The organism is Exiguobacterium artemiae 255-15 (assembly GCF_000019905.1).
In the GTDB taxonomy this organism is placed as follows: domain Bacteria; phylum Bacillota; class Bacilli; order Exiguobacteriales; family Exiguobacteriaceae; genus Exiguobacterium_A; species Exiguobacterium_A artemiae.
The window spans coordinates 190,640-215,427 of sequence record NC_010556.1 but is presented as its reverse complement, the minus strand read 5'-3'; the positions used below and the strand labels follow the sequence as shown (position 1 = coordinate 215,427).

General features: G+C 49.0%; 24 protein-coding genes. 14 read left to right on the top strand and 10 right to left on the bottom strand.

Going from position 1 to position 24,788, the window contains the following annotated elements; all coding sequences use genetic code 11:
• Positions 1-152 precede the first annotated feature (152 nt).
• Positions 153-1,244: a diguanylate cyclase gene (locus EXIG_RS01235; protein WP_167315835.1), complete on the top strand. Its 1,092-nt coding sequence runs from the start codon at positions 153-155 to the stop codon at positions 1,242-1,244.
• Between the two features lie 50 nt (positions 1,245-1,294).
• On the opposite strand, the gene EXIG_RS01230 is transcribed toward EXIG_RS01235, so the two are convergent.
• Complete coding sequence (locus tag EXIG_RS01230; protein ID WP_012369108.1) at positions 1,295-1,903, bottom strand: TetR/AcrR family transcriptional regulator; 609 nt, start codon at positions 1,901-1,903, stop codon at positions 1,295-1,297.
• 195 nt (positions 1,904-2,098) lie between these two features.
• On the opposite strand from EXIG_RS01230, the gene EXIG_RS01225 reads away from it, so the two are divergent.
• From EXIG_RS01225 to EXIG_RS01210, 4 genes are all read left to right on the top strand, one after another.
• Positions 2,099-2,755, top strand: coding sequence for an HlyD family secretion protein (locus tag EXIG_RS01225; RefSeq protein WP_012369107.1), 657 nt, complete (start codon positions 2,099-2,101; stop codon positions 2,753-2,755).
• A 12-nt stretch (positions 2,756-2,767) separates the two neighbouring features.
• Positions 2,768-4,471 carry a DHA2 family efflux MFS transporter permease subunit gene (locus EXIG_RS01220; RefSeq protein ID WP_012369106.1) on the top strand — a complete coding sequence of 568 codons (1,704 nt, stop codon included), beginning with the start codon at positions 2,768-2,770 and terminating at the stop codon, positions 4,469-4,471.
• A 122-nt stretch (positions 4,472-4,593) separates the two neighbouring features.
• The gene (locus EXIG_RS01215) at positions 4,594-5,130 is read left to right on the top strand and encodes a hypothetical protein (protein WP_012369105.1); all 537 of its coding nucleotides are present in this window, start codon (positions 4,594-4,596) and stop codon (positions 5,128-5,130) included.
• A gap of 89 nt (positions 5,131-5,219) precedes the next feature.
• The gene (locus EXIG_RS01210) at positions 5,220-5,777 is read left to right on the top strand and encodes a nitroreductase family protein (RefSeq protein WP_012369104.1); all 558 of its coding nucleotides are present in this window, start codon (positions 5,220-5,222) and stop codon (positions 5,775-5,777) included.
• 201 nt (positions 5,778-5,978) lie between these two features.
• Here the strand turns inward: EXIG_RS01210 and EXIG_RS01205 are convergent, their stop codons facing one another.
• From EXIG_RS01205 to EXIG_RS01195, 3 genes are read right to left on the bottom strand one after another with little or no spacing between them, the layout of a single operon-like run.
• Positions 5,979-7,187 carry a CDP-glycerol--glycerophosphate glycerophosphotransferase gene (locus tag EXIG_RS01205; protein WP_012369102.1) on the bottom strand — a complete coding sequence of 403 codons (1,209 nt, stop codon included), beginning with the start codon at positions 7,185-7,187 and terminating at the stop codon, positions 5,979-5,981.
• Between the two features lie 31 nt (positions 7,188-7,218).
• Entirely contained in the window at positions 7,219-8,244 is a 1,026-nt protein-coding gene (locus EXIG_RS01200; protein WP_012369101.1) for a ribitol-5-phosphate dehydrogenase, read from the bottom strand.
• On the bottom strand, positions 8,241-8,954 hold the full coding sequence (locus tag EXIG_RS01195; RefSeq protein WP_012369100.1) for an IspD/TarI family cytidylyltransferase: 714 nt from the start codon (positions 8,952-8,954) through the stop codon (positions 8,241-8,243). The genes EXIG_RS01200 and EXIG_RS01195 overlap by 4 nt, the downstream gene beginning before the upstream one ends.
• Before the next feature lie 307 nt (positions 8,955-9,261).
• Between EXIG_RS01195 and EXIG_RS01190 the strand changes: the two genes are divergently transcribed.
• From EXIG_RS01190 to EXIG_RS01180, 3 genes are all read left to right on the top strand, one after another.
• On the top strand, positions 9,262-11,028 hold the full coding sequence (locus EXIG_RS01190) for a CDP-glycerol glycerophosphotransferase family protein (RefSeq protein ID WP_234944554.1): 1,767 nt from the start codon (positions 9,262-9,264) through the stop codon (positions 11,026-11,028).
• A complete protein-coding gene (locus EXIG_RS01185) occupies positions 11,025-12,083 on the top strand; it encodes an acyltransferase family protein (RefSeq protein ID WP_012369098.1) in 1,059 nt (352 codons plus the stop codon). Before EXIG_RS01190 ends, EXIG_RS01185 begins: the two co-directional genes overlap by 4 nt.
• A gap of 204 nt (positions 12,084-12,287) precedes the next feature.
• Complete coding sequence (locus EXIG_RS01180) at positions 12,288-13,484, top strand: MFS transporter (protein WP_012369097.1); 1,197 nt, start codon at positions 12,288-12,290, stop codon at positions 13,482-13,484.
• An 81-nt stretch (positions 13,485-13,565) separates the two neighbouring features.
• On the opposite strand, the gene EXIG_RS01175 is transcribed toward EXIG_RS01180, so the two are convergent.
• The 3 genes from EXIG_RS01175 to EXIG_RS01165 form a co-directional block, all read right to left on the bottom strand.
• Entirely contained in the window at positions 13,566-13,898 is a 333-nt protein-coding gene (locus tag EXIG_RS01175) for a hypothetical protein (protein WP_012369096.1), read from the bottom strand.
• A gap of 92 nt (positions 13,899-13,990) precedes the next feature.
• Entirely contained in the window at positions 13,991-14,443 is a 453-nt protein-coding gene (locus EXIG_RS01170) for a DUF4385 domain-containing protein (RefSeq protein WP_012369095.1), read from the bottom strand.
• Positions 14,444-14,488: 45 nt separating this feature from the next.
• The gene (locus tag EXIG_RS01165) at positions 14,489-15,118 is read right to left on the bottom strand and encodes a TetR/AcrR family transcriptional regulator (protein WP_012369094.1); all 630 of its coding nucleotides are present in this window, start codon (positions 15,116-15,118) and stop codon (positions 14,489-14,491) included.
• 105 nt (positions 15,119-15,223) lie between these two features.
• Between EXIG_RS01165 and kynU the strand changes: the two genes are divergently transcribed.
• The 4 genes from kynU to kynB are packed head-to-tail and all read left to right on the top strand — an operon-like array spanning position 15,224 to position 19,390.
• Positions 15,224-16,501, top strand: coding sequence for a kynureninase (gene kynU, locus EXIG_RS01160; RefSeq protein ID WP_012369093.1), 1,278 nt, complete (start codon positions 15,224-15,226; stop codon positions 16,499-16,501).
• 9 nt (positions 16,502-16,510) lie between these two features.
• Entirely contained in the window at positions 16,511-17,893 is a 1,383-nt protein-coding gene (locus EXIG_RS01155) for an amino acid permease (RefSeq protein WP_012369092.1), read from the top strand.
• 20 nt (positions 17,894-17,913) lie between these two features.
• A complete protein-coding gene (gene kynA, locus EXIG_RS01150; RefSeq protein WP_012369091.1) occupies positions 17,914-18,753 on the top strand; it encodes a tryptophan 2,3-dioxygenase in 840 nt (279 codons plus the stop codon).
• A 13-nt stretch (positions 18,754-18,766) separates the two neighbouring features.
• Positions 18,767-19,390 (top strand): arylformamidase, encoded by a 624-nt coding sequence (kynB, locus tag EXIG_RS01145; protein WP_012369090.1) that lies wholly within the window; start codon positions 18,767-18,769, stop codon positions 19,388-19,390.
• A 43-nt stretch (positions 19,391-19,433) separates the two neighbouring features.
• Here kynB and EXIG_RS01140 read toward each other — a convergent pair whose 3' ends face one another.
• The 3 genes from EXIG_RS01140 to cydD all read right to left on the bottom strand — a co-directional run bounded on the left by EXIG_RS01140 (position 19,434) and on the right by cydD (position 23,654).
• Positions 19,434-20,087 (bottom strand): cyclase, encoded by a 654-nt coding sequence (locus tag EXIG_RS01140; RefSeq protein WP_012369089.1) that lies wholly within the window; start codon positions 20,085-20,087, stop codon positions 19,434-19,436.
• Between the two features lie 121 nt (positions 20,088-20,208).
• Positions 20,209-21,927: a thiol reductant ABC exporter subunit CydC gene (cydC, locus tag EXIG_RS01135; RefSeq protein ID WP_012369088.1), complete on the bottom strand. Its 1,719-nt coding sequence runs from the start codon at positions 21,925-21,927 to the stop codon at positions 20,209-20,211.
• Positions 21,924-23,654, bottom strand: coding sequence for a thiol reductant ABC exporter subunit CydD (gene cydD, locus EXIG_RS01130; protein WP_012369087.1), 1,731 nt, complete (start codon positions 23,652-23,654; stop codon positions 21,924-21,926). Before cydD ends, cydC begins: the two co-directional genes overlap by 4 nt.
• A gap of 211 nt (positions 23,655-23,865) precedes the next feature.
• Here cydD and EXIG_RS01125 point away from each other — a divergent pair, with 211 nt between their 5' ends.
• Together EXIG_RS01125 and EXIG_RS01120 are read left to right on the top strand one after the other, a co-directional pair.
• Entirely contained in the window at positions 23,866-24,348 is a 483-nt protein-coding gene (locus EXIG_RS01125) for an RrF2 family transcriptional regulator (RefSeq protein WP_012369086.1), read from the top strand.
• An 11-nt stretch (positions 24,349-24,359) separates the two neighbouring features.
• Positions 24,360-24,752: a nuclear transport factor 2 family protein gene (locus tag EXIG_RS01120; protein WP_012369085.1), complete on the top strand. Its 393-nt coding sequence runs from the start codon at positions 24,360-24,362 to the stop codon at positions 24,750-24,752.
• Positions 24,753-24,788: the final 36 nt, after the last annotated feature.

Below are 24,788 nucleotides of genomic sequence, written 5' to 3'. Positions count from 1 at the left end.
AAGTTCACTTGACTGTGTACTTTGTCTTTTTTGTTGACTTCATCATCTTCCGCTAAACATTTTTCCATTTCTTGCCGTTATTAAAAGGGGTATATTAGAAGTAACTTATTGAAAATGCGTTTATGAGGAGCTGGGAGGATTTGTTGTCCATCATGAATAATTTCATCATCAATTTTTGTCTACTGTTTACAACGATTACTCTTTTGTTTCTGCCTTTTCGAAATCATCCGCGGATTACACCGAAAACGAACCTGAACGTTCGACTCGTGTTAGGAGGCATCGCCGGCCTGATTTCTGTCCTATTAATGCTCAACAGCATCCAGATTGATGTCGCCCGGATTGATTTACGGATTGTTCCTGTCGTCATCGCCATGATGTTCGGCGGTTTACCGAGCGCTCTCGTCACCGGTGCGATGATTATCGTGACACGTTTTATACTGACACCGGTCGAACAAATGGATGCCGCTGTCGTGTCAACAATCGTCATCGGAGTGTTAATCCTGACGATTGCCGTCGTCCGTCGCTATATCCGGTTGACCTTCTGGAACTTCGAACTGATGATCGGCATCGGTATCGTCTATTCGTTACCGGGCATCTATCTGCTGACGAACAGCTGGACGACCTTCATCGAGATTTCCCTGGCTTACATATTCTTTAACCTGATTGCCGGTTTCGTGACCTATCATCTGTTGACAGAGTTACGACGACACTTTGAAAATATCCAGTACCAGCAAAAACTGGCCATGACCGACGCCTTGACAGGGCTCGCCAACCGCCGCCGGCTTGATGACTCCCTGTCACTCGTCGGTTCAGCAGAAGAAGGCTACTCGCTGATCCTGATTGACATTGATTTCTTTAAGCACGTCAACGATACATATGGTCATGACGCCGGTGACGACGTCTTGCGGCAACTCGGGACGACGTTAGCCTCACTGGCACGACCGGATGATCTGGTCGGACGTTACGGCGGCGAAGAATTTTTAATCATTCTCCCGAACACCTCACTCGCCGATGCGAAGAGCATCGCGGAACTTGCCCGGACGACGGTTGCCCGAAATCTGTTTCCGACGACAGCCGTCCCTGATCTGCAGATTACGATTTCTCTCGGCATCGCGCACTCGAGCAGCTCGCATACGTCTCTTGAAGCCTTACAGCAGGCAGATAAAGCGCTGTATCATTCGAAGGACAGTGGACGCAACCGGAGCACGACCTATACCAAACAATTGCAACTCGAACAGGCCTGATTCCCGCCCTTTCCCGTCATCCGGTGAAAGGGCGGTTTTTTGACATCACTTTAAGTCGATTGTTCCGGAAAACCGATGCTCTTGACTGTTCCGAAAACAATCATCCGGCTGAGTTGATCTGCCATGTAGGCCGCCGAATAAGGACGACCGTTTCGTAACCAGGAAATCAGTAGCCCGAGCTGTCCGCCGATCACGTAATTCAACAATAAATCACGATCGACCAGTTGGGTTTCCGTTACCGTGTGCGCTTCGAACACCCGCTGATAATTTTCCTTTAACGTATCGAGAAAACGCGAGATGAACGTTTTGACCGGACCGTTCAGCAACATCGTCCGGTAAAATTGTTCATGTTGTTCAATATGGATGAACAGTCGTTCGAAGTAACGGCTGACTCGATCGAGCGACGGAGCAGCCGGTGCTCCGGTTCCCTGAATCCGGATTGCTTCCATCAGAAGCCGCATATGATCGTCTACAATCTGATTCATCAAATCATATTTATCCGTAAAGTGCGCATAGAAGGTCGATCGATTGACCGCCGCTCCGTCCGTTAACATCTTGACGGTAATCGTCGAAAAAGGATGACTGTCCAGCAAACGAAATAATTCTTTTGTAATACGGTCACGTGACCGCTTTGGTCGTGGATCTTGTCCTGAATTCATTTTCTAGAACCACCTTTTTTTGATATTGTATCCGCTATCATTGACTTTTCCAACACTTTGTCGGAAATTGTCGGTTGTATGTTGATTCCTTCTCCATATAATTAACTATATTAACTACTCCTCCCCCAGAGGAGTATTTTTTATGTTACGACTGGGGAACTCAGAGTATACGGAAGAAAGGATGCATTTCATATCATGAACATGAAAAAAGTATTATTGATTAACATTTTGACACTGGTTGTTTTAATCGGTGGAGGCGCGATCGGCTACTACTATTACGATCAAGCGACAAGTTACGTGAAAACAGACAATGCCAAGATTGACGGAAAAATGATTACCATCGCAAGTCCCGGTGCCGGTAAACTGACGGACTGGACAGCCAAAACAGGTCAAACGCTCGACAGTGACGCAACACTCGGTCACGTCATGATGGCGCAAGCCGGTCAAAAACCAGTCAGTACAGCGATCTCTATGCCAACAAAAGCAACAGTCGTTCAGTCGATGGCGACAGAAAACGGCGTTGTCGGAGCAGGAACACCGCTCGCTTACGGTTTTAACTTAAATGAGCTTTGGGTAACAGCGAACGTCGAAGAAACCGACATTGATGAAGTCAAAGTCGGACAGACTGTCGATGTTTACGTGGACAGCTATCCGGACACGACGTTATCCGGTGAAGTCGAACAAATCGGTATGACAACAGCTGGAACATTTTCGATGATGCCGTCTTCAAACGGAACTGCCAACTACACGAAAGTTGCGCAAGTCATTCCGGTCAAAGTCTCACTGTCACAAGAAAAATCACTCGACATTCGACCTGGTATGAATGTGACCGTCCGCATTCATAAGGATTAAGGAGGGACGTCTATGTCTACGACCTTCCTCTTCGGATACATCGCTTTTATGGTTGTCACGATCATCGGTGTCAACCTGATTGCACGGCGTTCACGTCCGGCCCGTCTGGCGGGTGCTGCTGATGCCCCTGCTCCTCTCGATGAGGTGCAACTCAACAATCCGGACAGCGCTCCGATGCCTGCACCGCAAGTAAAAACGCAGGAGCGGGCGCCGCTCGTGACGGCAGATATCAGTATTCCAAAAGTCTTGACGGTACTCTTGATCGGGATGTTCATCGCGATTTTGAATCAGACATTGATCAATGTCGCGTTACCCGTCCTAATCAATGATTTTAACGTCTCGACTTCGACGGCACAATGGTTGACGACCGGGTTCATGCTCGTCAACGGCATCCTGATTCCCATCAGTGCCTTTTTGATGCGGAGTTATACGTTCCGCCAATTGTTCCTCGTTTCCATGACATTGTTCTTCTTCGGATCAATCATTTGTTCGATGGCGATGAACTTCCCCGTCATGATGATCGGCCGTGTCGTTCAGGCAGCCGGTGCCGGTATTTTAATGCCGCTCGGTTCAAATGTCTTCATGACTTTGTTCCCGCCTCATAAACGCGGCGCGGCGATGGGGATGCTCGGAATCGCGATGATTCTTGCTCCTGCAGTCGGTCCGACGATTACCGGCTATGTCATTCAGAATTATGATTGGCATGTCATGTTTTACGGAATGGCCTTTTTCGGTCTTTTGACACTCTTACTCGGTGTCGCCTGGTTTAAACTCGTTCAGCCTTTATCAAAACCGAAGTTTGACGCACTCGGTGTTGTTTTCAGTACGATCGGCTTCGGAAGCCTGTTGTACGGATTCAGTGAAGCCGGTAATGACGGTTGGGACAGCCCGCTCGTCATCAGCACGATTCTGATTGGTATTTTAGGGATCGCAACGTTTGCGCTCCGCGAGCTTTCCATGGATGATCCGATGTTAAATATCCGGGTCTTGAAAGTACCGGAGTTTTCGTTCACTTTATTCATCAACATCATCGTCACGATGGCTTTGTTCGGCGGGATGCTCCTGCTTCCGATTTACTTGCAGAGTATTCGCGGTTTCTCACCGATTGATTCCGGTCTCTTGTTGTTACCCGGATCACTGATTATGGGAATCACGGGTCCGATCGCCGGTCGACTGTTTGACCGCTTCGGTATCCGGCCGCTCGCTATTTTCGGTTTGACGTTAATGACCTACGGTACGTGGGAACTGACACAACTCGATATGAATACCTCATATAATTCGATCATGAGTATCTATATGCTCCGGTCGTTCGGAATGGCTTTCATCATGATGCCAATCATGACAGCCGGAATGAATGCCTTGCCGATGAAAATGATTCCACACGGGAATGCAACACAAAATACGTTGCGTCAGGTCGCCGGTTCAATCGGAACAGCGATTCTCGTCACGGTCATGACACGTCAAACGACAGCTCACCTGGCAGATGACGCCAATCAGTTTACGACACTTGATCCGACCCTTTCACAGCATTTAAATGAGTTGGGACAACAGCTCGGCAGTTCGCAAGCCGCTTCTGTCAGCTGGATGACGCAGTTGACGAAACAAGCGACGATCAGCGGAATCACGGATGCGTTTTGGGTTGCGACCGTCTTGTCTGCACTCGCCCTGATCTTGTCATTTTTCCTACACGGAAAAAAAGAACCGAATCTCGATTAAGGCTTTTCCTGAACCCGTTGGCGGCACATCGTCAACGGGTTTTTAGTTGTTTGCCTTTGCACTTCTTTCCTAAAATCGCTACACTAGGGTCATTGAGTTTCATATCTAAAAGGAGATGCTTTATGGTTGCCTTTCTGCAATTTTATGCGTTCATCTTTGCCTGCTGTTTCGCCTGGCAAGTCGGACGCCCTTCATCCTGGTCTCAAAAGGTCACACGTGCCTTTTTGATCAGTATCAACAGTCTATTCATCTTTTTCCGTGCGTCCGTCTCCATCTTCCTGTTGATCGGACCGTTACTGCTCGTTTCTTATGTCTTATTTCCACACTTATTATACTTCGCAGGACCTTTGTCCATCATCATCAGCATATTAGTGATCGGTCTGCTGGATCGTCTCGTCAGCTTCGTGATTTTGCCGATTATCCGGTCGTTTTTCCTGAAGAAAAACCGGATGATGCCGCAATTACTGGAAGCTGTCCTTTATACTTTCTCGATGGGCGTGCTTCTTTTTGCGAACTTAACTGTCGTGCCCGGGGTCCAGATTAATATCATGATAGCTGTATTCTTTGGCTTCACGCTCTATTTCGCACATTACTTGTTCGCCTTATTCCGAATTCGGCAACTCAAGAAAAAAATTGCTGCTTCACCCGACAAACGCTGATTCGAACCAGCGTTTTTTTAATTAACCGTTGACAATGATAATCGTTATCAATTATATTCTAAGAGTACTTACGTCAGGAGATGATCACCATGAACACCCGACAACTGATTTTAGAACGACGATCCGTCCGTGCTTACACCGATCAGCCGGTTCCAAATGAAATGATTGAAGAAATTCTCGAAGCCGCCATCTATGCTCCGACTCATAAATTGCGTGAACCTTGGCGATTTGTCCTCGTTAACGAAGAAAGCCAAGAGCGGTATGTCGACCAATTGATGACGCTGCTTGCCAAGCGGGGACAGCTGGATCAAAAAACAGACGAACAACGCCAGATGATGCGTCAAAAATTTGCAGATGTTCCTGTTTATTTGACCGTTTTATATGAAGTAAAAGGAACAGAGGATCAGCAGATGGAAGATCTGCTCGCGACTGCTGCCATGATTCAAAACGTTCAGCTTCTCGCGACTGAACTGGGTCTCGGCTGTTGCTGGAAAAGCGGAAAACATTGGTTCACGGAGGAATATGCCGAAATGATCGGCGCTTCCGAAAATGAACGTGTCGCAGGAATCATCCAATTCGGATGGCCCGCCTTAATTCCTCCGCTGAAAAAACGAACGGCAGCACGTGACAAGTTAACGCACTTCTAAACCGGTGCGCATTCTGCGGACTACCCCTGTCCGCGCCAATCAAGCCCCATCATAATAGTTAAAGCGTCCTTCTTTTCATTCCCTCCCCAAACGGAATCGTAAAAGACGGACGCTTTTTTTGATGTTTGATTCCGAACGACAAACAAAGGTGGCGGATTTAGTATCCACCACCTTTGTTTCGTTTCATCCGCTTCGATTAAATCAAACGGTCTTCCGTTCTTCTGGACGCATCGGTGCATCCGGGAGCGCTCCCGTCAATATATGATTGACGATCCGTTTTGTCGCCAGTCCGTCTTGATACGTAAAGAACCGTGCCGCGAAATCTTCAATCTGTTCCGGTTCGAACTGACCTGCCTTGATCCAGGAAATGACGTCATTGAATGACGAAACAATTGGTCCCGGTACAAAGGATTCGTATGGGAAGTAAAAATCACGTTCTTCCCTATACGCGTTCAAATCGTTCACGAGCAAGATGATTGGTTTTTTCAGTAAAGCAAATTCAAAAATAACGGAAGAATAATCGGTCACTAAAATATCCGCTACCTGCATCAAGTCATTGATATCCGGATAATCCGTCATATCAATGATTTGGTTTGAAAATTCTGCCGGTACGACCGGACGGTTCAAGACAAACGGATGCATCCGTAACAGCAGGATATGATCCGGTCCCAACTGTTCACGAAACTGCTGGAAATCCAGTTCCTGATCGTAATGCGCTGTCGTTTGTCCATTTCCTCGGAATGTCGGTGCCAGTAAAATCAGCTTTTTCGACCGCCACTCCGGATACCGGTCATAGAGTTTATGCTCAATCTGAACTTGCCGCTCCCGGTTCAGTAACTGATCGGTCCGCGGAACACCCAGCGGATGGATCCGGGTGGAATCCATCCCAAATGCTTCAGCAAACGGTCCAATGCAGGCTTCTCCGGAAACATACACTTTCGAATAGTTCCGGTGGATCGCCACCATCTTCAAGTAATCGTCATCCGGTGAATAGGACTTATCGAGGACGCTGTAGCCGAACTTCTTGAAGGCGCCGCAGGCATGCCACAACTGAATGACTTCCGTCCCCTTGCGCAACTTCGAGACATAGACCGGATAGTAATAGTCATCAATGATGAAGTACCGGGCCGTCGCCAGTTCGTATGTCGCCCGCATCATATGAAAGACGTATTTGATTTGTCCGATCAGATTTTGTGGAAAACGTTTCAATAAAAAGACATATTGAAAACCGAGTTCACGACTTTCAAGTTCATCATAAACGGCGCGAAAGTTATCGACGAGCTTATCCGAACGATAGGTCGCAAAGACGACTTTTTTTGTCTGTACCGGAAAGAACTTCGAGATCCAATACGTCACGACAAGCAAATAGTGGACTGTTCGCCGCTGAATCAAACGTAATTTCTGTTTCATAACGTGATCCCTTCTCTTTCCGCTTTCATTCTTACATGCACCATTCCATGACGGTTTTACCGAAACGATTCGTCAAATCACTTTCAAATGCTTGATGAATATCTTCGATTTGTCGAATCTGGAAAACACCGGACACGAGATTCGACAAATAGGCCGGAATATCCGGATACATTTGATACAATTCCATCGTCCGTGCAAAATCAGCCGGTGTACTCCGGCTTGATCCGTAGACACGTAATCCTTTTTCAAGAATCATCCGCGTATTGACGGAAACCGGGTCTTCGGAAACGCCGAGCAGTGCCATCGTTCCTTCTGGAATGATGTAATCAATCATTTGATTAATCGCATACTGACTTCCGATTCCACCAACACATTCAAATCCGTGATTAAATGATACGTCGTCCGGAATTTGATCAATATAATATGTTTCATCAGCAAACGAGAAGTAATCGAGCTTCGATTGCGTTTTTCCGAAGACAAGCAATTTTGCTTCCGGATACAGTTTGCGTAACATCAATGCTGTAATGAATCCGAGGTTCCCGTCTCCCCAGACACCGAATGTTTCCCGACGGCTGTGGGCAATCTGATCAAAACGTGTCATGGCATGAACGGATACACTGACCAGTTCCGTGAAGGCTGCGACTTCCGGGTCAAGATCAGCCGGTACTTCGACAAGACGATCGGGCTGAATGAAGACATAATCCTGCATATAGCCGTCATAACCGCTCGAGCGGAAACGGCTTGTCCGCAAGTAGTTTTCTCCGATGATGTCATCTGTTTCCGACGGTGTGTTCGGAACCATTGCGACCAACGTACCGATCTTAAACGTTCCAGACGGGTCATGCACTACTTTCCCGATGCCTTCATGAATCATCGCCATCGGTAACTTCTTTGCCAATACTTCCGCACTGCGGCTGCCCGTAAAGTAACGTTGATCCGCGTGACAAATCGATAAATACGTCGGACGAACGACGACCCGGTCTGAATTGAGTGACCGTTCGTCGTACGTCACCTCGATTTGGCGTGGCGCCACGAGTTGATAGACTTGGTTAATCATTGGTGAATCTGCTCCTTCAAAATAGCATTGGCGATGCGGAGATCGTAAGGTGTCGTTACTTTAATATTAAACAACTCACCTGTGACGAGAGCCACCGCTTCCCCTTTAAGCAAGAGAATCTTACAGGCATCCGTCAAAATTGCCCGCTCATCGCTTGATAATGCTTCGTAATGATTTTTGAGTTTTGTGATTTGGAAACTTTGCGGCGTCTGTCCTTGATACATCTGATCGCGGACCGGAATATCGGAAATCGTTTTTCCGTCCGTCGAAGCGACGATCGTATCAATCGCCGAGATGACGGTATCACATGCTCCGTACTCGAGTGCCGTTGAAATGTTTTCTTTGATGATCCGGTGCGTCAAGAACGGACGGACTGCATCGTGTGTAACGATGACGTCTTCGTCTGTCAAACCGTTTTTATTTTCAATCCAGTTGATCGCCGCCATGATGGACTCGTTGCGGTCGCTTCCGCCTGCCGTGATGACGATCCGCTCATCGGTTCCGATATATTTCTCAAGAATATCACGTGTATAGTTAATCCAAGCCGTTGGGGTCACAATAATGATTTGATCAAAATCTTCGTGTAAAAGAAACTTTTCAACGGTATGCACGATAATCGGACGTTCTCCGATTGACAGGAATTGTTTAGGACGATCGACATTCCCCATTCTCGTTCCTTTTCCGCCTGCTAAGATTGCTGCATAAATCATCTTGTATCGCAAAGGACCCATCCATAGACAATGGCGCTGTCATGGGTCACTCTGCTTCCCTCCCTTAATAAAAAAAGTTTTTTGTTTCCACTTACCAGCGATGTGGCTATGTTTAAAAAATATGATCTTTTTCTAATGACTCTATCCGCCAAAAGCAAAAAAAATAGACGAAGTTCTATTTTTTTTGCTTCGTCACGATATAATGATGGATGATTTCTAATATCACTATACTATGTTCATGATGATTTTAAAAATCTGTCATTGTTGTGTAAATGCATTGTAATCATTTAAGCGAGGAGAGATTGTTTTGACAGAAGAAACACAGATGCCGACGTTACAGGCACACGTTAACTATCTAGAACTGGCGGGAACCAAATTCCGCTTCGAGGCACGTCTTTTCGGATTAACTGATTTCATTCAGGCCGAACAGCTACTTTTTGAGAATCCTGCCGCTCCTGAAGACACAGAAGAAACACAACCGGACGATGGATACATCCAGTCCGAGGCACCAGCGGAACCGATTCCTTTAGAACGGGCCGTCATTTTCCGCAACAAACGGAACAAGCGGACATTCATTCTTCGTTTCCCGTTCGAAGGTGACTGGACAGAAGAAACATTCAGCGGTGAGCTTGATCTCAATCACCTGACTCCGACCGGACGCCCGCTCCCAATGGGTTACTTCGATGCTTTCTTCGCAATCGTCCAAGGAAAGTCCATTTTACATGAAGCACCATTTGGAGACACACGTTCCTTGATTCCGGTCATTTATCGTGTTGACACAAAACATAGTAACGTCCTGCTCAAACTTGAATATGAACTGGTCGTCCAGTATTCAGAATACAGCAATACCCTAGGTTTCCATTCCCTTAAGCAGGGAGAGACGAAACGGTTTATCCGCTTGATTGAAAAATTCAATAAATCCAAGAAGAATTGGCGGAAGCGTGCGTTCAAATTCCGTCGTTTTACATTCAAGAGCATTTACAATGTCACGAAGTGGACACAACCGATTCAAGACAATAAAGTTGTTTTTGCTTCCGACTCGCGAAGTGACGTCAGCGGAAACTTCGCCTATATCTTAAACGAAATCGAGCGCCGGGATTTAAACCTGGACGTGAAGACGTTCTTCAAACCGAACTTACAGTCCCGCCGTGATTGGCGCGACAAATTTACATTGCCTTACCACCTCGCGACGGCGAAAACGATTTTGGTCGACGATTTTTATCCGATGATTTATCCGCTCAACATCCGAAAAGGAAGCGACCTGGTCCAGGTCTGGCATGCTGTCGGAGCTTTCAAGACATTCGGATACAGCCGTCTTGGCAAACCGGGTGGTCCAAGCGCCAACTCGCTCAGCCACCGGAATTACACGAAAGCCATCGTCAGCTCGCATAACGTCGCCCGTCATTACGCGGAAGGATTCGGCCTAAGGGAAGATCAAGTCATCGCAACCGGGATTCCCCGGACAGACATGTTCTTTGATCAAACGTATATCGCCGAAGCCAAAGAACGGATTTATGAAGAATACCCTGTCTTCAAAACAAAAAAAGTCATCATGTTCGCCCCGACTTTCCGTGGGAACGGCGCCAAAAGTGCCCATTATGACTTCAGTCAACTTGATTTGGATGCTTTATACGAAGCGTTCCATGAAGATTATGTCTTCGTCTTGAAGATGCATCCGTTCGTCCGCCGCCGGATGGAGATTCCGGAAGTATATGCGGACTTCTTCCTCGATTTGACGGACTACCGGGAAATCAACGAATTGCTGTTCGTCTCTGATATTTTGATTACCGATTATTCTTCGACTTGTTTTGAATTTTCACTGCTCGACCGTCCGATGTTATTCTTCGCTTACGATTTGGAAGATTACATCTCAAAACGCGACTTCTACTATGACTTTGAAGAATTCGTCCCGGGACCGATCGTCCGTACGTCGGAAGAGTTGATTGAACGGATCAAAAACGAAGATTTCGAGATGCAGAACGTCAAAGCCTTTGCGGAATATTTCTTCGAACACCAGGACGGAAAATCGAGCCAGCGTTTCGTCGATCAAATCATTCTTGGAGAAGACAAATGAATCCAACACCAAAACCAATGACCTTTTCTTATGATCATTGGCTCGGGAACTACAAAGTATTATTGATTTTCATGGTCGTGTTCGGCCATCTGATTGAAACGTTCCGTAATCTTGAGCAAAATGATCCGGTGCAGATGGTCTACAACATCATTTATTTACTGCATATGCCGGCGTTCATCTTCATGAGCGGGTACTTTTTTAAGGAAGTCAGACCCAAACGAATCATTTCGTTTGTCGTCCTCTACTTCATCTGGCAGTCGATTCATGAAGTCTATCTCGCTTACGTCAATGAAAAGACGGTCGACGGCTTGATTGACGGGTTGCTTCATCCGCTTGTTCCGAGCTGGACGCTCTGGTATCTGCTCGGGATCATCATTTGGCAAATCGTGACGCCTGGATTCCTGGCCTTACGTTATCCGTTGTTAATCAGTATTGCGTTTGCCCTGCTGATCAATGCCAATCCGGTTTCCATCACGAACTTCCTTTCCTTACAGAAGGTCGTCAGTTTTTATCCGTTCTTTTTGATGGGCTATCTCATCAAAGAGCGGGGATGGCTCGCGGACGGGCAGATTCGTGACCGGCTGACGTCACCCCTCGGTCGTTTGACCGGATTGATCATTTCCGTTGCCATCGCTGTCGCTATGGCCGTTTGGACTAAAAATGGATTTGATACAGTCTGGTTGTTCTACCGGGATACGTACGGTGAATTCGATGTACCGGTTCTCAAAGGTGCCTTGATCCAGCTCTTTTTATATGCGGTCAGTACCGTGATGATCTTCTCTGTGCTGATGATGGTCCCGCATCGCTCCTTCGGCGAACGGTTTGATCAAATCGGAATTCAGACGTTGGCGATTTATCTATTACATTCGTTTATCGTCCGGCTGTTCCGTGATTTTGTTCCGCCGTGGATTGCCGAATCACCGGTGCTATTAATCGGTTCATCCTTCTTGCTTGCGCTGTTCTTCGTGTGGATTTTATCCAGTCGTCCGATCGTTCGATTGTTCCGACCGTTGTTATCTCCAAACGTCAACTGGCTTTTCAAGAAAACACCGTAACCGTTCACTTAATAGTTGATACAAAGACCGACTCCAAAAAGAATCACTCGTTTTTTCACGCTCTATCCTGCAGGAGTGGCGTGAAGCGAGTGATTCTTTTTTTGTAACGGGCGGTAAAATTGACAGGATCTTTCTCTTGAAACTAAGATAGTAAAGGTAGATTAAATAAACGCTTACACCAGCGTGTAGAAAGAAGGGATCCCCTTGCAAGCGGATCAACGAAAAAAATTAACGGTTCTGATGATTAACATGTTCATTGCCGTCGGGAGCTTCGGGATCATCATTCCGATTCTGCCCGCTTACTTAGCTTCCATCGGTCAAGGTGGTACGGCAGCCGGTCTGATGATTGCGATTTTTGCCGGTGCCCAGCTCGTCATGTCACCGGTCGCCGGGAAATGGGCCGATCAATACGGTCGACGGAAGATGATCATTTACGGATTGATCGGATTGACGTTATCGATGTTCGTCTTTTATTTCTCGAACTCTGTTACGATCCTCTACATCTCCCGGGCGATCGGCGGTTTCGGTGCCGCGCTGTTGATCCCTGCGATTTTTGCCTACGTCGCAGATATCACGACGATGGATCAGCGTGCAAAAGGTAACAGCTTCGTCTCTGCTGCCATGTCACTCGGTATCGTCATCGGTCCCGGAATCGGCGGTTTCCTTGCCGAGTTTGATTTAAAATTACCGTTGCTCGTCTCGGCACTTGTCTCACTCCTTGCCGTCTTATTCAGCGTTTTACTGTTGCAGGAGAGTGATGTCCATGATGCGACGGCGATGGCACCGGATGAAGGCTCGATGTGGAAAAAGCTTGGAGCATCGTTCCATAAGCCGTATTTCGTTCCGCTCGTCATCACTCTTGTCATGAGTTTCGGCTTGATGGCATACGAGTCTGTCCTCGGTCTGTTCGTCGACAACCAGTTTGGTGCTTCACCAAAAGATATTGCCATTATGGTAACGTCGACCGGTATCATCAGTGTCATTGCCCAGATTTTTGTCGTTGATAAGTTATCACGCAGTCTCGGCGAAGGAAAAGTCCTGAATATCTTCCTGTTGATTGCGACACTCGGATTCTTGTTGTCTCTTTTGACGGCGAGCTACGGCGGATTCTTCGCTGTCACGCTGGTCATTTTCCTCGCGACTTCAATCTTACGTCCGGTCCTGAATACGATGATTTCAAAACTGGCCGGTAACGAGCAGGGATTCGCGATGGGGATGAACAATGCCTACATGAGCATCGGGAACGTCCTCGGTCCGACCCTGGCCGGTCTGTTATATGATGTCAACATTCTGTATCCGTTCATGCTCGGACTCGTTTTCCTTGCCGTGACATTGGTCGGATCCGTCATTTGGCAACGCCGTCAGTCCCGTTTAATTAAAAAGATTGAACAGACATCTTGATTCAGATGTCTAAAAAAAGCAGTAGGTCGCCCGATTAAATAATCGGATGGCCTCCTGCTTTTTTCATCTGGTAGAGAAATATCAGCCGTGCAACGTCGCCCGGTCCCACCAAAGCACTTGCAGGAAGCGGAGCGTTTTGACAAGCGTTTCGACGACCAACAGGACGAGTAAAAAAGCTGTCATCCGCAAATCCAGTACATGATTCAGAACCAGTCCAAATAAAAGGGTCGTCACAAAGGCACGCCTAGTAAGCTCAAACGAAGACACTTCGAACGTCGCGACGATGCTGAGTCCGATACTGTATATCAGTAAACCGATCAAAATGCTGACAGGAACGGTTTCCACTGTATAGTCCACTAACAGATACATACTTATAATCAATCCGATCAACGCCGCCCAGTACGTATAACGCATATATTCTCCTCCCTTTTAATCCCATCATAGCAAATTTTGAATCCTTCATTTTCAGTGCCAAGAAACAGGCAAATGGAAAACTAAAAATCCGTTCATCCGTACTGTTTTTGATGAGCTTTCTTTAACTTCAAGTACTCTTCATCCGCCCGGATCAAATCCCATTTTTCCTGAAAAATTTCTGCCGATTTCGCTTTTTCCGGATCAATTTTCCGCTCGTTTAATTCACCCGTCTCTTTGTTTTTATACTTACGTCCGCCTTTATAATTCGTATACCGACGTGCCCGTGTATGTCCCATCTGGATGAACTTCCGCGCCATGTCCATTCCGACGAAGTCTCCGGCCTCTTTATAGTCGAGATACATCTGATAGATTTTTTCGGAAGATTCTTTGGCAATTTCCGGTGTCTTGAACCGCCAATGCGGCAAGATTTCCCCTTTATACGGTTCGACGAGCAACACACCCTGTTCGCCCCGTCCGACCCGGTATTTTTCCGGTTCCTTCCGAAAATCGGTTGTCTTAAAATCAAGATCATAATCAAATGCCATGTGCAACGCCCCCTTCTCCTACAGGTTTCCCGGGAACGAGCTTCTTTAACCGTGTTCGTACAGTCCGGTCGTATACACAGCAGTTAAGGTTTTGGCGATTTCTTCGATTGACGCGGTCGTCTCTTCGCGAACGACTTCGAACAGATACATTTCATTGGCAAAAAACCAGCCGCGGGCAACGAGTGCCGGATTTAGGTCCGGACGAGCCAATCCGGTTCTTTGCGCATAGCGGATATCGCAGCTGATCCGTTCAATAAACCGCTCACGAATCTGTTTCCACTTCGTCCGGATGACGTAAGAGATGCCAATCGCCTGCTCGACGACCCGCAGCATCTCCCGCTCCTGCTCAGCCAGCTGTAAAAAGGCCATTGCCTGTTGCTCGATTTGTTTTTGAGCTTCTTCAGCCGTTCCCGGCTCAAATGGCTGTTCCGCCACTTGGTGGAAACGATCCATTACGTCTTCCATCAACACAATTAACAGTTCATCTTTCCCTTCAAAGTGAACGTACGCCGTTCCGTATCCGACGCCCGCCCGTTTGATGATTTGCGAAATCGTCGTCGTCTGGAAGTCATTTTCAAGAAAGACGTGCCGGGCTGCGACCAATAATTTTTCCCGCGTCCGGACTGTCCGCAAATGCCGTTTGTCCACTTTAAATTTATCTGATTTCATCGTCATCGACCACCTCTCCTGATTCTCTATCCGATAATATTGACACAGTGTCAATTTGTTTGCTACGCTTTTCTCAAAATTGATTACTGATTCATTTAAGGAGGAACGGACATGACATTGACCGCACCACGCAAGCACGCCATCGAACAGGATCAACAGGATGCACTCGCTCCGTACCGGAACGAATTTTATCTGCAGGAAGGTTCGATTTATATGGACGGCAACTCACTTGGTCTGTTGTCGAAACGGGCGGAAGCGACGTTACTCGAATCGCTCGCCGATTGGCGGGAACTCGGAATTGACGGTTGGATGAAAGGCCGGCATCCGTGGTTCGATCTGTCGGAAAAACTGGCTGCCTTAAACGCCCCGCTCGTCGGCGGCCGTGCGGATGAAGTCATGGTGACCGGTTCGACGACGGTCAATCTGCACCAGCTGGTCGCGACCTTCTTTGCTCCGTCCGGACGACGGACGAAAATTTTAGCCGACAGTTTGACGTTCCCATCTGATATTTATGCGCTGCAAAGCCAGCTCCGGTTGCGCGGACTCGATCCGGCGGAACACCTCGTTCAGGTCGAAAGCCGCGACGGACGGTTTCTTGATGAAGCGGACATCATCGCCGCAATGACGGATGACATTGCCTTGATCGTTCTGCCGACCGTTCTTTACCGGAGCGGACAAATTTTAGATATGGAACGGCTGACCCGCGAAGCCCATGCCCGCGGGATCCTGATCGGCTTTGACGGCTGTCATTCCGTCGGCGCGATTCCCCATGCGTTTCACGACTGGGGCGTCGACTTTGCTTACTGGTGCAACTACAAACACTTAAACGGCGGTCCGGGAACGGTTGGCGGTCTGTTCGTCCACGAACGGCATTTCGGTACATTACCCGGTCTGACCGGTTGGTTCGGTTCCCGCAAAGACAAGCAGTTTGACATGAATCATACGATGACACCGGCTGAAAACGCTGCGGCCTTCCAAATCGGAACACCCCACGTCTTAAGCCTCGCGCCGCAAATCGGGGCACTCGAACTGTTTGCGGAAGTCGGCATCGATGCCGTCCGGGCGAAATCCCTCGCCTTGACCGACTACATGATGACGCTTGTCGATCAGGAACTGACAGCATACGGTTTCGTCATCGGCAATCCGCGTGACGCGAAACGACGCGGTGCCCACCTGAGTCTTGAACATCCGGAAGCGGCGCGGATCTGTAAAGCGCTGAAAGCCCATCAGGTCATTCCTGATTTCCGGGCACCAAATATTGTCCGCCTGGCACCCGTTGCCTTGTATAATAGTTTTGAAGACGTTTATGAAGTCGTTTCGATTTTGAAAACGATCATGGATGAAAAACAGTACGAACAATTCAAGAACGAACGCGAAGTCGTCGCGTAAGGAGGCATTATGAAAGAACATCCTACTGAATTACGGCGTGATTTAAAAACACGCCAACTGACGATGATTGCGATGGGCTGTGCGATCGGAACGGGACTTTTCCTCGGAAGCGGTCTCGCCATCAGTCTGGCCGGACCAAGTGTTCTTGTCAGTTACGCCATCGGAGCATTTATCGTCCTGCTGTTGATGGGATGTCTCGCGGAAATGACCGTCGCCCATCCGACGTCCGGCTCATTCGGAACGATTGCGGAGAAGTACATCGGTCCTTATGCCGGCTTCCTCGTGCGTTATTCCTACTGGGTCGCGAATGTCCTCGCGATCGGCGTCGAAGTCAGCGCCATCGCCATCTACATGAAATACTGGTTCCCGGATGTGCCCGGGTACATCTGGATTTTCGTTTTCGCAGCGGCGTTGATTTATATCAATGCCACGACCGTCAATACGTTTGCGACATTCGAATACTGGTTCTCCGTCATTAAAATCAGTGCCATCCTGATGTTCATGATTCTCGGCGCGTACTTAGTCTTCGGCAGCAGCTCACCGGAGATTGGTCCGCAAAACTTTACGAATGACGGCGGCTTCATGCCGTTCGGATTCTCCGGTCTCTGGATTGCCGTCTTCATCTCGCTGTTCAGTTTCCTCGGGACCGAATTGATTGCCGTGACAGCCGGTGAAGCAAAAGATCCGGATGTCGCAGTGCCGAAAGCACTGAAGGCCACCGTCTTCCGTCTGTCGACGTTTTATGTCATCACGATTGCCTTGATGCTGATGATCGTTCCGTGGCAACAGGCCGGTGGTGTCGATGAAAGTCCGTTCGTGAAAGTCATGGAGATGTTGTCGATTCCCGGTGCAGCCGGCATTATGAACTTCATCGTCCTGACAGCCGCCTTATCGGCGATGAACAGTCAGCTCTATGCTTCGACGCGGATGATGTATTCGCTATCGAAAGCCACCTATGCCCCGCGGATGTTCAGCCGCCTGAATGCGAAAGGCGTACCGCTGTTTGCCCTGGCTGTTTCGACGCTTGGGATTTTCCTCGCTGCCGTCATCAGCAGCCAATCGAGTGTCTCTTATCCATTTATGATGGGGATTTCGATGTTCGGTGCCATCTTCACCTGGTTCATGATTTTCATCTCCCATCTCTACTTCCGCAAAGCCTGGGAACGGGACGGCGGACGAAAACTGCCGGTCCGGATGATGGGATATCCGTATTTGACCGCACTTGGTGCGCTCTTGTTGTTTGCGCTTGTCATCACGACCTGGTTTACCGATTTCCAAATTGTCTTGAAGTTCGGTATCCCGTGGTTGATTTTCCTGACAATCGCCTATGTTTTTTGGAAACGAAATCATCCGCCGCAAGCGGATCAGACAAACCGTTCACAATCACTTTGACGTAAAGGGGATCGATCGGCATGAAACAGACGGATGCGACGAACATTGAGGAGTCGATTCAAACCGACTTTAAAAAAGACATGTCTTACGGGGATTATTTACAGCTGGACTCGCTTTTGACGAGCCAACAACGGTTATCGGATCACCATGACGAGATGTTGTTTATCGTCATTCATCAAACAAGTGAACTCTGGATGAAACTGATTTTGCATGAGATGACGGCTGCCATTCAGGCAATCGCCGATGATCAACTCGAACGGTCGTTTAAGATGCTCGCCCGTGTCTCAAAAATTCAACAACAGCTGATCCAGTCGTGGAGCGTCCTCTCGACACTGACACCGGCCGAATATCTCGAATTCCGGGACTCACTCGGACATTCCTCCGGGTTCCAGTCTTATCAGAACCGGCAAATCGAATTTTCGCTTGGCTTTAAAAATGCTCAGATGTTACGGGTCTATGAACATGAAACGGCGCTGTTTGCTCAATTGAACGATGACTTACAGACACCGAGCATCTATGATGAGACCGTCCGGGCGATGCACCGGCGCGGCTTACCGATTGACGAGGCGGTTCTCAACCGGGATGTCACGCAAGACTGGGAAGCCGACGCGAGTGTTGAAGCGGCCTGGGCCATCGTCTATCAGGATGTCGAACAGTACTGGGATTTATATGAACTCGGGGAAAAGCTGCTCGACATCGGCAGCCAGCAACAGATGTGGCGCTTTAACCATATGAGTACCGTCGAACGGATCATCGGTCAAAAACCGGGAACGGGTGGTTCGTCCGGCGTCAGTTATCTGCGCCGTGTGCTCGATCACCGGTTCTTCCCGGAACTGTGGTCGGTCCGGACAAAACTTTGAGGGGGAATCTTGCATGAACCGTTGGATGGATGTCTCACAGCCGTTAACCTCGTCGATTACGACCTGGCCCGGCGATACGAAATTTGACTATACGATCAACTGGAGTAAAGCCGATACCGGCTCCGTCAATGTCGGGCAGGTCACGATGAGCCTGCATACCGGTACCCATATTGATGCACCGTTCCACTTTGACGACGTCGGTCAAAAAGTCATTGATTTGGACCCGGATCTTTATATCGGTCATGTCCGCGTCATCTATCTGCCCGGTCGGACCGAACTCGTCGCAAGCGACCTCGATGCATTTGATTTAACCGATGTCCGCCGGTTGATCATTAAAACGGACGGATGGGTCGATAAGTCCGTATTTCCGGAAACCATCCCGGTACTGACACCAAGCCTTGCCGAACGGCTCGGCGAACTCGGTATTGAATTGATCGGACTTGATTTACCGTCCGTTGATGCGATCGACAGTAAAGAGATGGCGGCCCACCATGCGCTCGCCGCCCATGGCGTTCACATACTCGAAGGGTTGGTCCTCGATACGATCACGCCGGGTGATTATCATCTCAATGCCGTTCCGCTTCCGCTTGTCGACGGTGACGGCAGTCCCGTTCGTGCATTGATGCGACCGTATTAAAAAAAACCGACAGAACGCTCTTCCGAGAATGTTCTGTCGGTTTTCAGTTTTCCTTGACCGTTACGGTGAACAATACGTCTTCAATGCGTTGCATGATCTGTCCGAGTACTTGCAGGGACGGCTTGACATCAAAATCGATATCGAGTGAATGGTTGGCTCCTGTTACGAGTTCCAGTACAAGATTCGAGTTACTGAACCGTTCCAACGCTTCCGGACTGTACTGGCGGTCCTGATCCCCGATGATGAGTAATCCGTGATGCCGGCTGTTCGCAATCTTTTCGACGATAGCCGGATCTTTTAAGAGTGGCGTCAGGAGGACGACACGCGCTTCCGGAAACATCCCACGGTGCATCATTGAAACCAGCGGCACCGTCCCAAGCGATTTGGCAATGAAGTGAATCGTCTGATACGACCGCGCCCGTAACACGTCCCCGATGACCGCTTCGATCCGCCGGCTCATCTCGGCGTCCCCTTGCTCGTCCGGCATACTAAATAAATCATCTGAGACATATTGAATTTCAATGACGTTCACTTTTCGCTTCAACAACATCATCCGGCTGAAGTAAAAATACGGATGATCATAGGCGTAACCGGCTCCGGACAACATAAAACAGATTTCGTCTGAATCGGAGTAGTAATGATTATAGGCAATCGTTTGATCTTCCAGTTGCGTCTCGCAACGGAGAATTTCCATCATGGCTCACCTCTTATTTTTTCCTTACTTTACCATTCCTGCAATCAACCGTCCATTTGAATTCTGTTCAATCAAAACAGCCACATCCTTCGCCGACAGAGCGTTGGATGTGGCTGTTTTCAATTCAGCGGACCAGTTGATCCGGTGTAAAGACGGATTGTTCGACCTGTTTCAAGGCATAAAAGGCACCTTGCTTGGTCATTAAGTCCGCGTATGTCCCGACTTCGACGACTTGCCCTTGCTCCATGACAACGATTTGATCCATCGTCTCAAGTCCCGCCAACCGGTGGCTGACCAGCAACAGCGTTGCGTCCACCGCGCGGGAAAACAGATGGCGTAAAATCATCTGTTCCGTCAACGCATCGACCGATGAGGTCGGCTCATCGAGCAGATAAAGCGGTGTCTGACGTAAGAATATCCGGGCAATCGCCAGCCGTTGCTTTTCACCACCGGACAGGTTCTCCCCTTTTTCGAGCACCCGGTCGTCGAGTTCAAGTAACGAAAGACCGACGTGTTCCAGTGCTTCGATCATTTGTTCATCCGTTGCTTTGCTGCTGGCGAGCTTCAGATTGTCACGAATCGTCCCGTAAAAGAAATGATTTTGTTGCAGGACGACGTTCGACTGTTGCCATAACGCTTCCGGATTAATTTCTAGACCTGGAGTTCCTTCAATCCGGATTCCGTCTGCCGGATACATCCGCAACAACAGTTGCAACAGCGTCGATTTTCCGGAACCACTTGCTCCGACAATCGCCGTTTTACTGCCGGCAGGGAACGTCACGCTGACATCGCGTAAGACGGGACGGTCCTGTCCGGGAAACGTAAAGCTGACATGTTCCGCACGGAGTTCCGGAGCCTGCGTCAATGCAAACGGACGATATTCCGGTTCCGCCGTCGCTTCGACGACATCATCCAGCCGGCGTGCCGCATGACGGCTGTCTTCAAAAAATCCGGGTAAAATCGCCATCGGTGCGGCATTTTCAAACACCGTCAACGAGGTCATGACGAGCAATGCGAGGAAAACGCCATCGAGTTGTCCGTCAGCGACCAGATAAGCACCGAGACCGAGGACGATCCAGGAAATAACCAACGTCGCCAGTGTATTCAAGGCAAGGTTCGAGACCGCATGCAGTCCGTTGCGTTTTTCTTCCGCCACGTAGCGTGCGGCGACGGCATTCAGTTCCGCTTCCTTATTGCCGAGTTGTTGATAGATCTTTAAGTCGCGGTACCCTTGGAACAGTTCTGTCACTTCCGTCGACAGTTCCCCGCGTCGGGCCCGGACGGACCGGGCAAACCGCTGTTCCCGATAGGCAAACCAGCCGGGAATGATGAATCCCGTCAAGATCAGACCAAACACGAGGACAAGCGCGACACTGAGTGAAAAGAAACTGACGAAAAAGATTGTACATAGGAAAACGAGCACCAGGATAATCGGCGGATAGACGACGCGTAAAAACGTATTTTGCAGACTTTCGACGTCCCCGACGATCCGGGCGAGCAAATCTCCACTCCGATACTTGGCAAAGATACCCGGTGCGAGTGGTTCAAGCCGTTTATAAAACGTCGTCCGCAAGTCACTGAGGATCGTAAACGTCGCCCGGTGTGAGTAATACCGTTCGGCGTACCGGCTGACAGCCCGTGTCAGACTGGAGATTTTCTGTAAGGCAATCAAAACGGCAAGTGTCTGAATCGGTGGCAACAGGGCGGCTTTCGAAATCAGGAAGCCGCTCGCTGCGAACATTCCGACCGCCGTGATGCCGGCCAACACACCAAAGATAATCGAGAGCACGATGTCCCGTTTCTGGTGCAGCATCAAACGAAAAATTCCCATCAACTCTTTCATCGTGTCTCCTCCCCCCGTTGAACGGCGCGCATCATCGCATATTCCGATTCACGTCCGAGTAATTCTTCGTGTGTCCCGCGGTCGACGATCCGTCCGGCTTCCAGCACGACGATTTGATCCGACCGTTCAATCGTATGCAGACGGTGGGCAACCGTGATGACGGTCGCTTCACGTCCGAGAACAGTCATCGCTTCCTGCAACACCCGTTCCGTCTTCACGTCAAGACCGGTCGTCGGTTCATCAAACAAGATGACGTTCGGCCGTTTTAGAAAGGCACGTGCCAGCGCCACGCGCTGCTTTTCCCCACCGGATAAGCCGCGTCCGCCCTCTCCGATTACCGTGTCGAGTCCGTTCGGCAACTGTGCGATCAATTCAGTCAGACCGGCGTCCGATGCCGCCTGTTCAATCGCAGCGCGCGACGCTTCGCGCAATTCACCAATGGCAATATTATCCGCCAGCGTCCCGGCATAAAGATACGGATGTTGCGAGATGTAGCTGAGCTGGCTGAACCAACTTGTTTCCGTAACCGTCTGACGGTTTTGACCGTCAAGCAACAGCTGTCCGTCCTGCGGATCGGCAAGACCCGCCAGCAATTGGAGGACCGTCGATTTTCCAGCACCGCTGCGCCCGATCAAGGCCACCTTTTGATACGGTTCAATCGTCAAATTCAACTGTTCCATCGCAAAGCGGGCATCACGGTACGAAAAAGCGACGTCTTTCAGCTCAATCCGCGGCGGACGGGCCGCCGGCAGATCCGTTCGTCCGAAAGCGACATTCCGGTCATCGTCCGTCAGTTCGGCCGCAATCTGTTTTGCGGCGGCGACACTGCCCCGACCGGTATGGAAAGCGGCTCCCATCTCTTTTAACGCCAGATAGTATTCCGGTGCCAGGACCAACATCAAGAAGGCCGGTACAAAGGTGAGGCTTTGGAATAAAATCAACCGGAGACTGACTTCCAGGGCAATCATCCCCATACTGAGCATCGAAATAAACTCAAGCATCAACGACGACAGGAAGGCCAGTTTTAAAACGGTCAAGGTCGCGTCCCGAAAATCGAGACTGCTTCGTTCGATCACGTCCTGTTGCGCCTTCGCCCGACCGAATAACTTCAGCGTCGTCAGTCCCTGTAATGTGTCAAGGAATGTACCGGAAAAGGCATTCATCTTCTCAAGCTGCGTATCGGCCCGCTTTTGCGTCATAATTCCGATGACGATGTAAAACAGCGGAATGAACGGCGCCGTAATCATCATGACGAGTCCTGTTACCCAGTCGTAGCTGAAGGCGGCAATCAAGACCATCAACGGAACGATCGACGTCTGAATGACTTTCGGCAGGTACTGGCTGTAATAGCTGTCCATCTCATCAACGGAATCGAGCAGAATGCTGACCTTTTGACCCGATTGTCCTTCAAGCATCGATTCGACGGAGTTTCGTGTATATTTCGCGACAAGCGCCTGGTGCAAGTCCTGTTTAACCCGTGCCGCAAGACTCGTTCCGAGGCGGCCGTTCCAGTAGGTGACGCCGACGCGTAGCATCAGCATTAACAACAGAAAACCGAGCAACGGCATGACGGCCGCGAACGGATCACCCTGCAGGAAAATCCGGTCGACGATGATGACGATCAGATAAGATTGACCGATGACGGCGACGCCCATCAGGACGGCGGCCAACATCAGTTGTATAAAAATCGTACGTGGAATCGTGATGATTCCTTTGAGTGGATTCATAAGAAAACGTCCTTTCACTAAGTGTGAACGACTTTTAGTGAATATTTTCACATATCGTACATTCAGTATACCGAATCCATTCTGTTGATGCCACGGGTATGCAGTCGAAAAGGTGTGACGGTTTTGTGAGGAACCTTTTGTTGGACAATTCATTTATTCGGATGTATTGTAGACAATAGTTATCCACGATATACAGAAAGGAGAATGTTTCATGCAAATGAAAACAGGCGTCGAACAATCGGTGTACGCGATGCTCTTATTGACGTTTTTACCGGAGAAGGGTGTGTTGCCTGGAGAATTCATCAGTCAGCAACTTGGCGCTTCGCCAACCTACTTTCAAAAGTTGCTCCGGAAGCTCGTGAGTGCGGATCTGCTGATTTCTGTTCCCGGTGCAAAAGGCGGCTTCCGGCTCAAAGCGTCACCGGAGACGATTCGTGTGTTTGATATCTATGAAGCAATCGAGGGCAAACAATCCTTATATGCCTCAAGCGGTGTTTTCGAAGACTTGATGGGTATCCAGGATCAGAACATCTGCTTATTGTCCGACCTGATGGCAGAAGCGGAACAGTCGTGGCAATCGATACTCAAACGCGAGACGATCGACTCGATCCGCCGTGAAATTTATTTGAACTGTCCGCCCGATCATCTGACAAAACTGCAGAGTTTAATTGAAGAAAAAATGATTCGTAACTAAAAGGAGAATATATGATGAACACCACTACACTTGACCGCTATTTTGATTTATTTGATGCTTCCCGGACCGATGAAAAAGCTTTTGATGACTTGATTTCCCTGTTCTCGGACGAAATCACATTCGTCCTGAACGGACAGGAACAGCACGGTATCGATGCCTGGAAACAGTTCGTCCGGATGGTCTTTACGGCGAATCAGGATATTAAACACATGTATGCCGGATGGGTTCCATCAGAAACAGGAGATACGATGGAAACACGCTGGGCTGTTTGCGGGAAAAGCGCGGACGGCTCTGTCTTCACCCAGGATGGAACCGACATCGCCCGGCTCAATGCGGATGGAAAGATTGTCTATCTCGCCAACGTTCCCGATGATACGGCGATGTTTAACCAATACAACGATTAATCGAAAACAGGCATCACTTCATTATGAAGTGGTGCC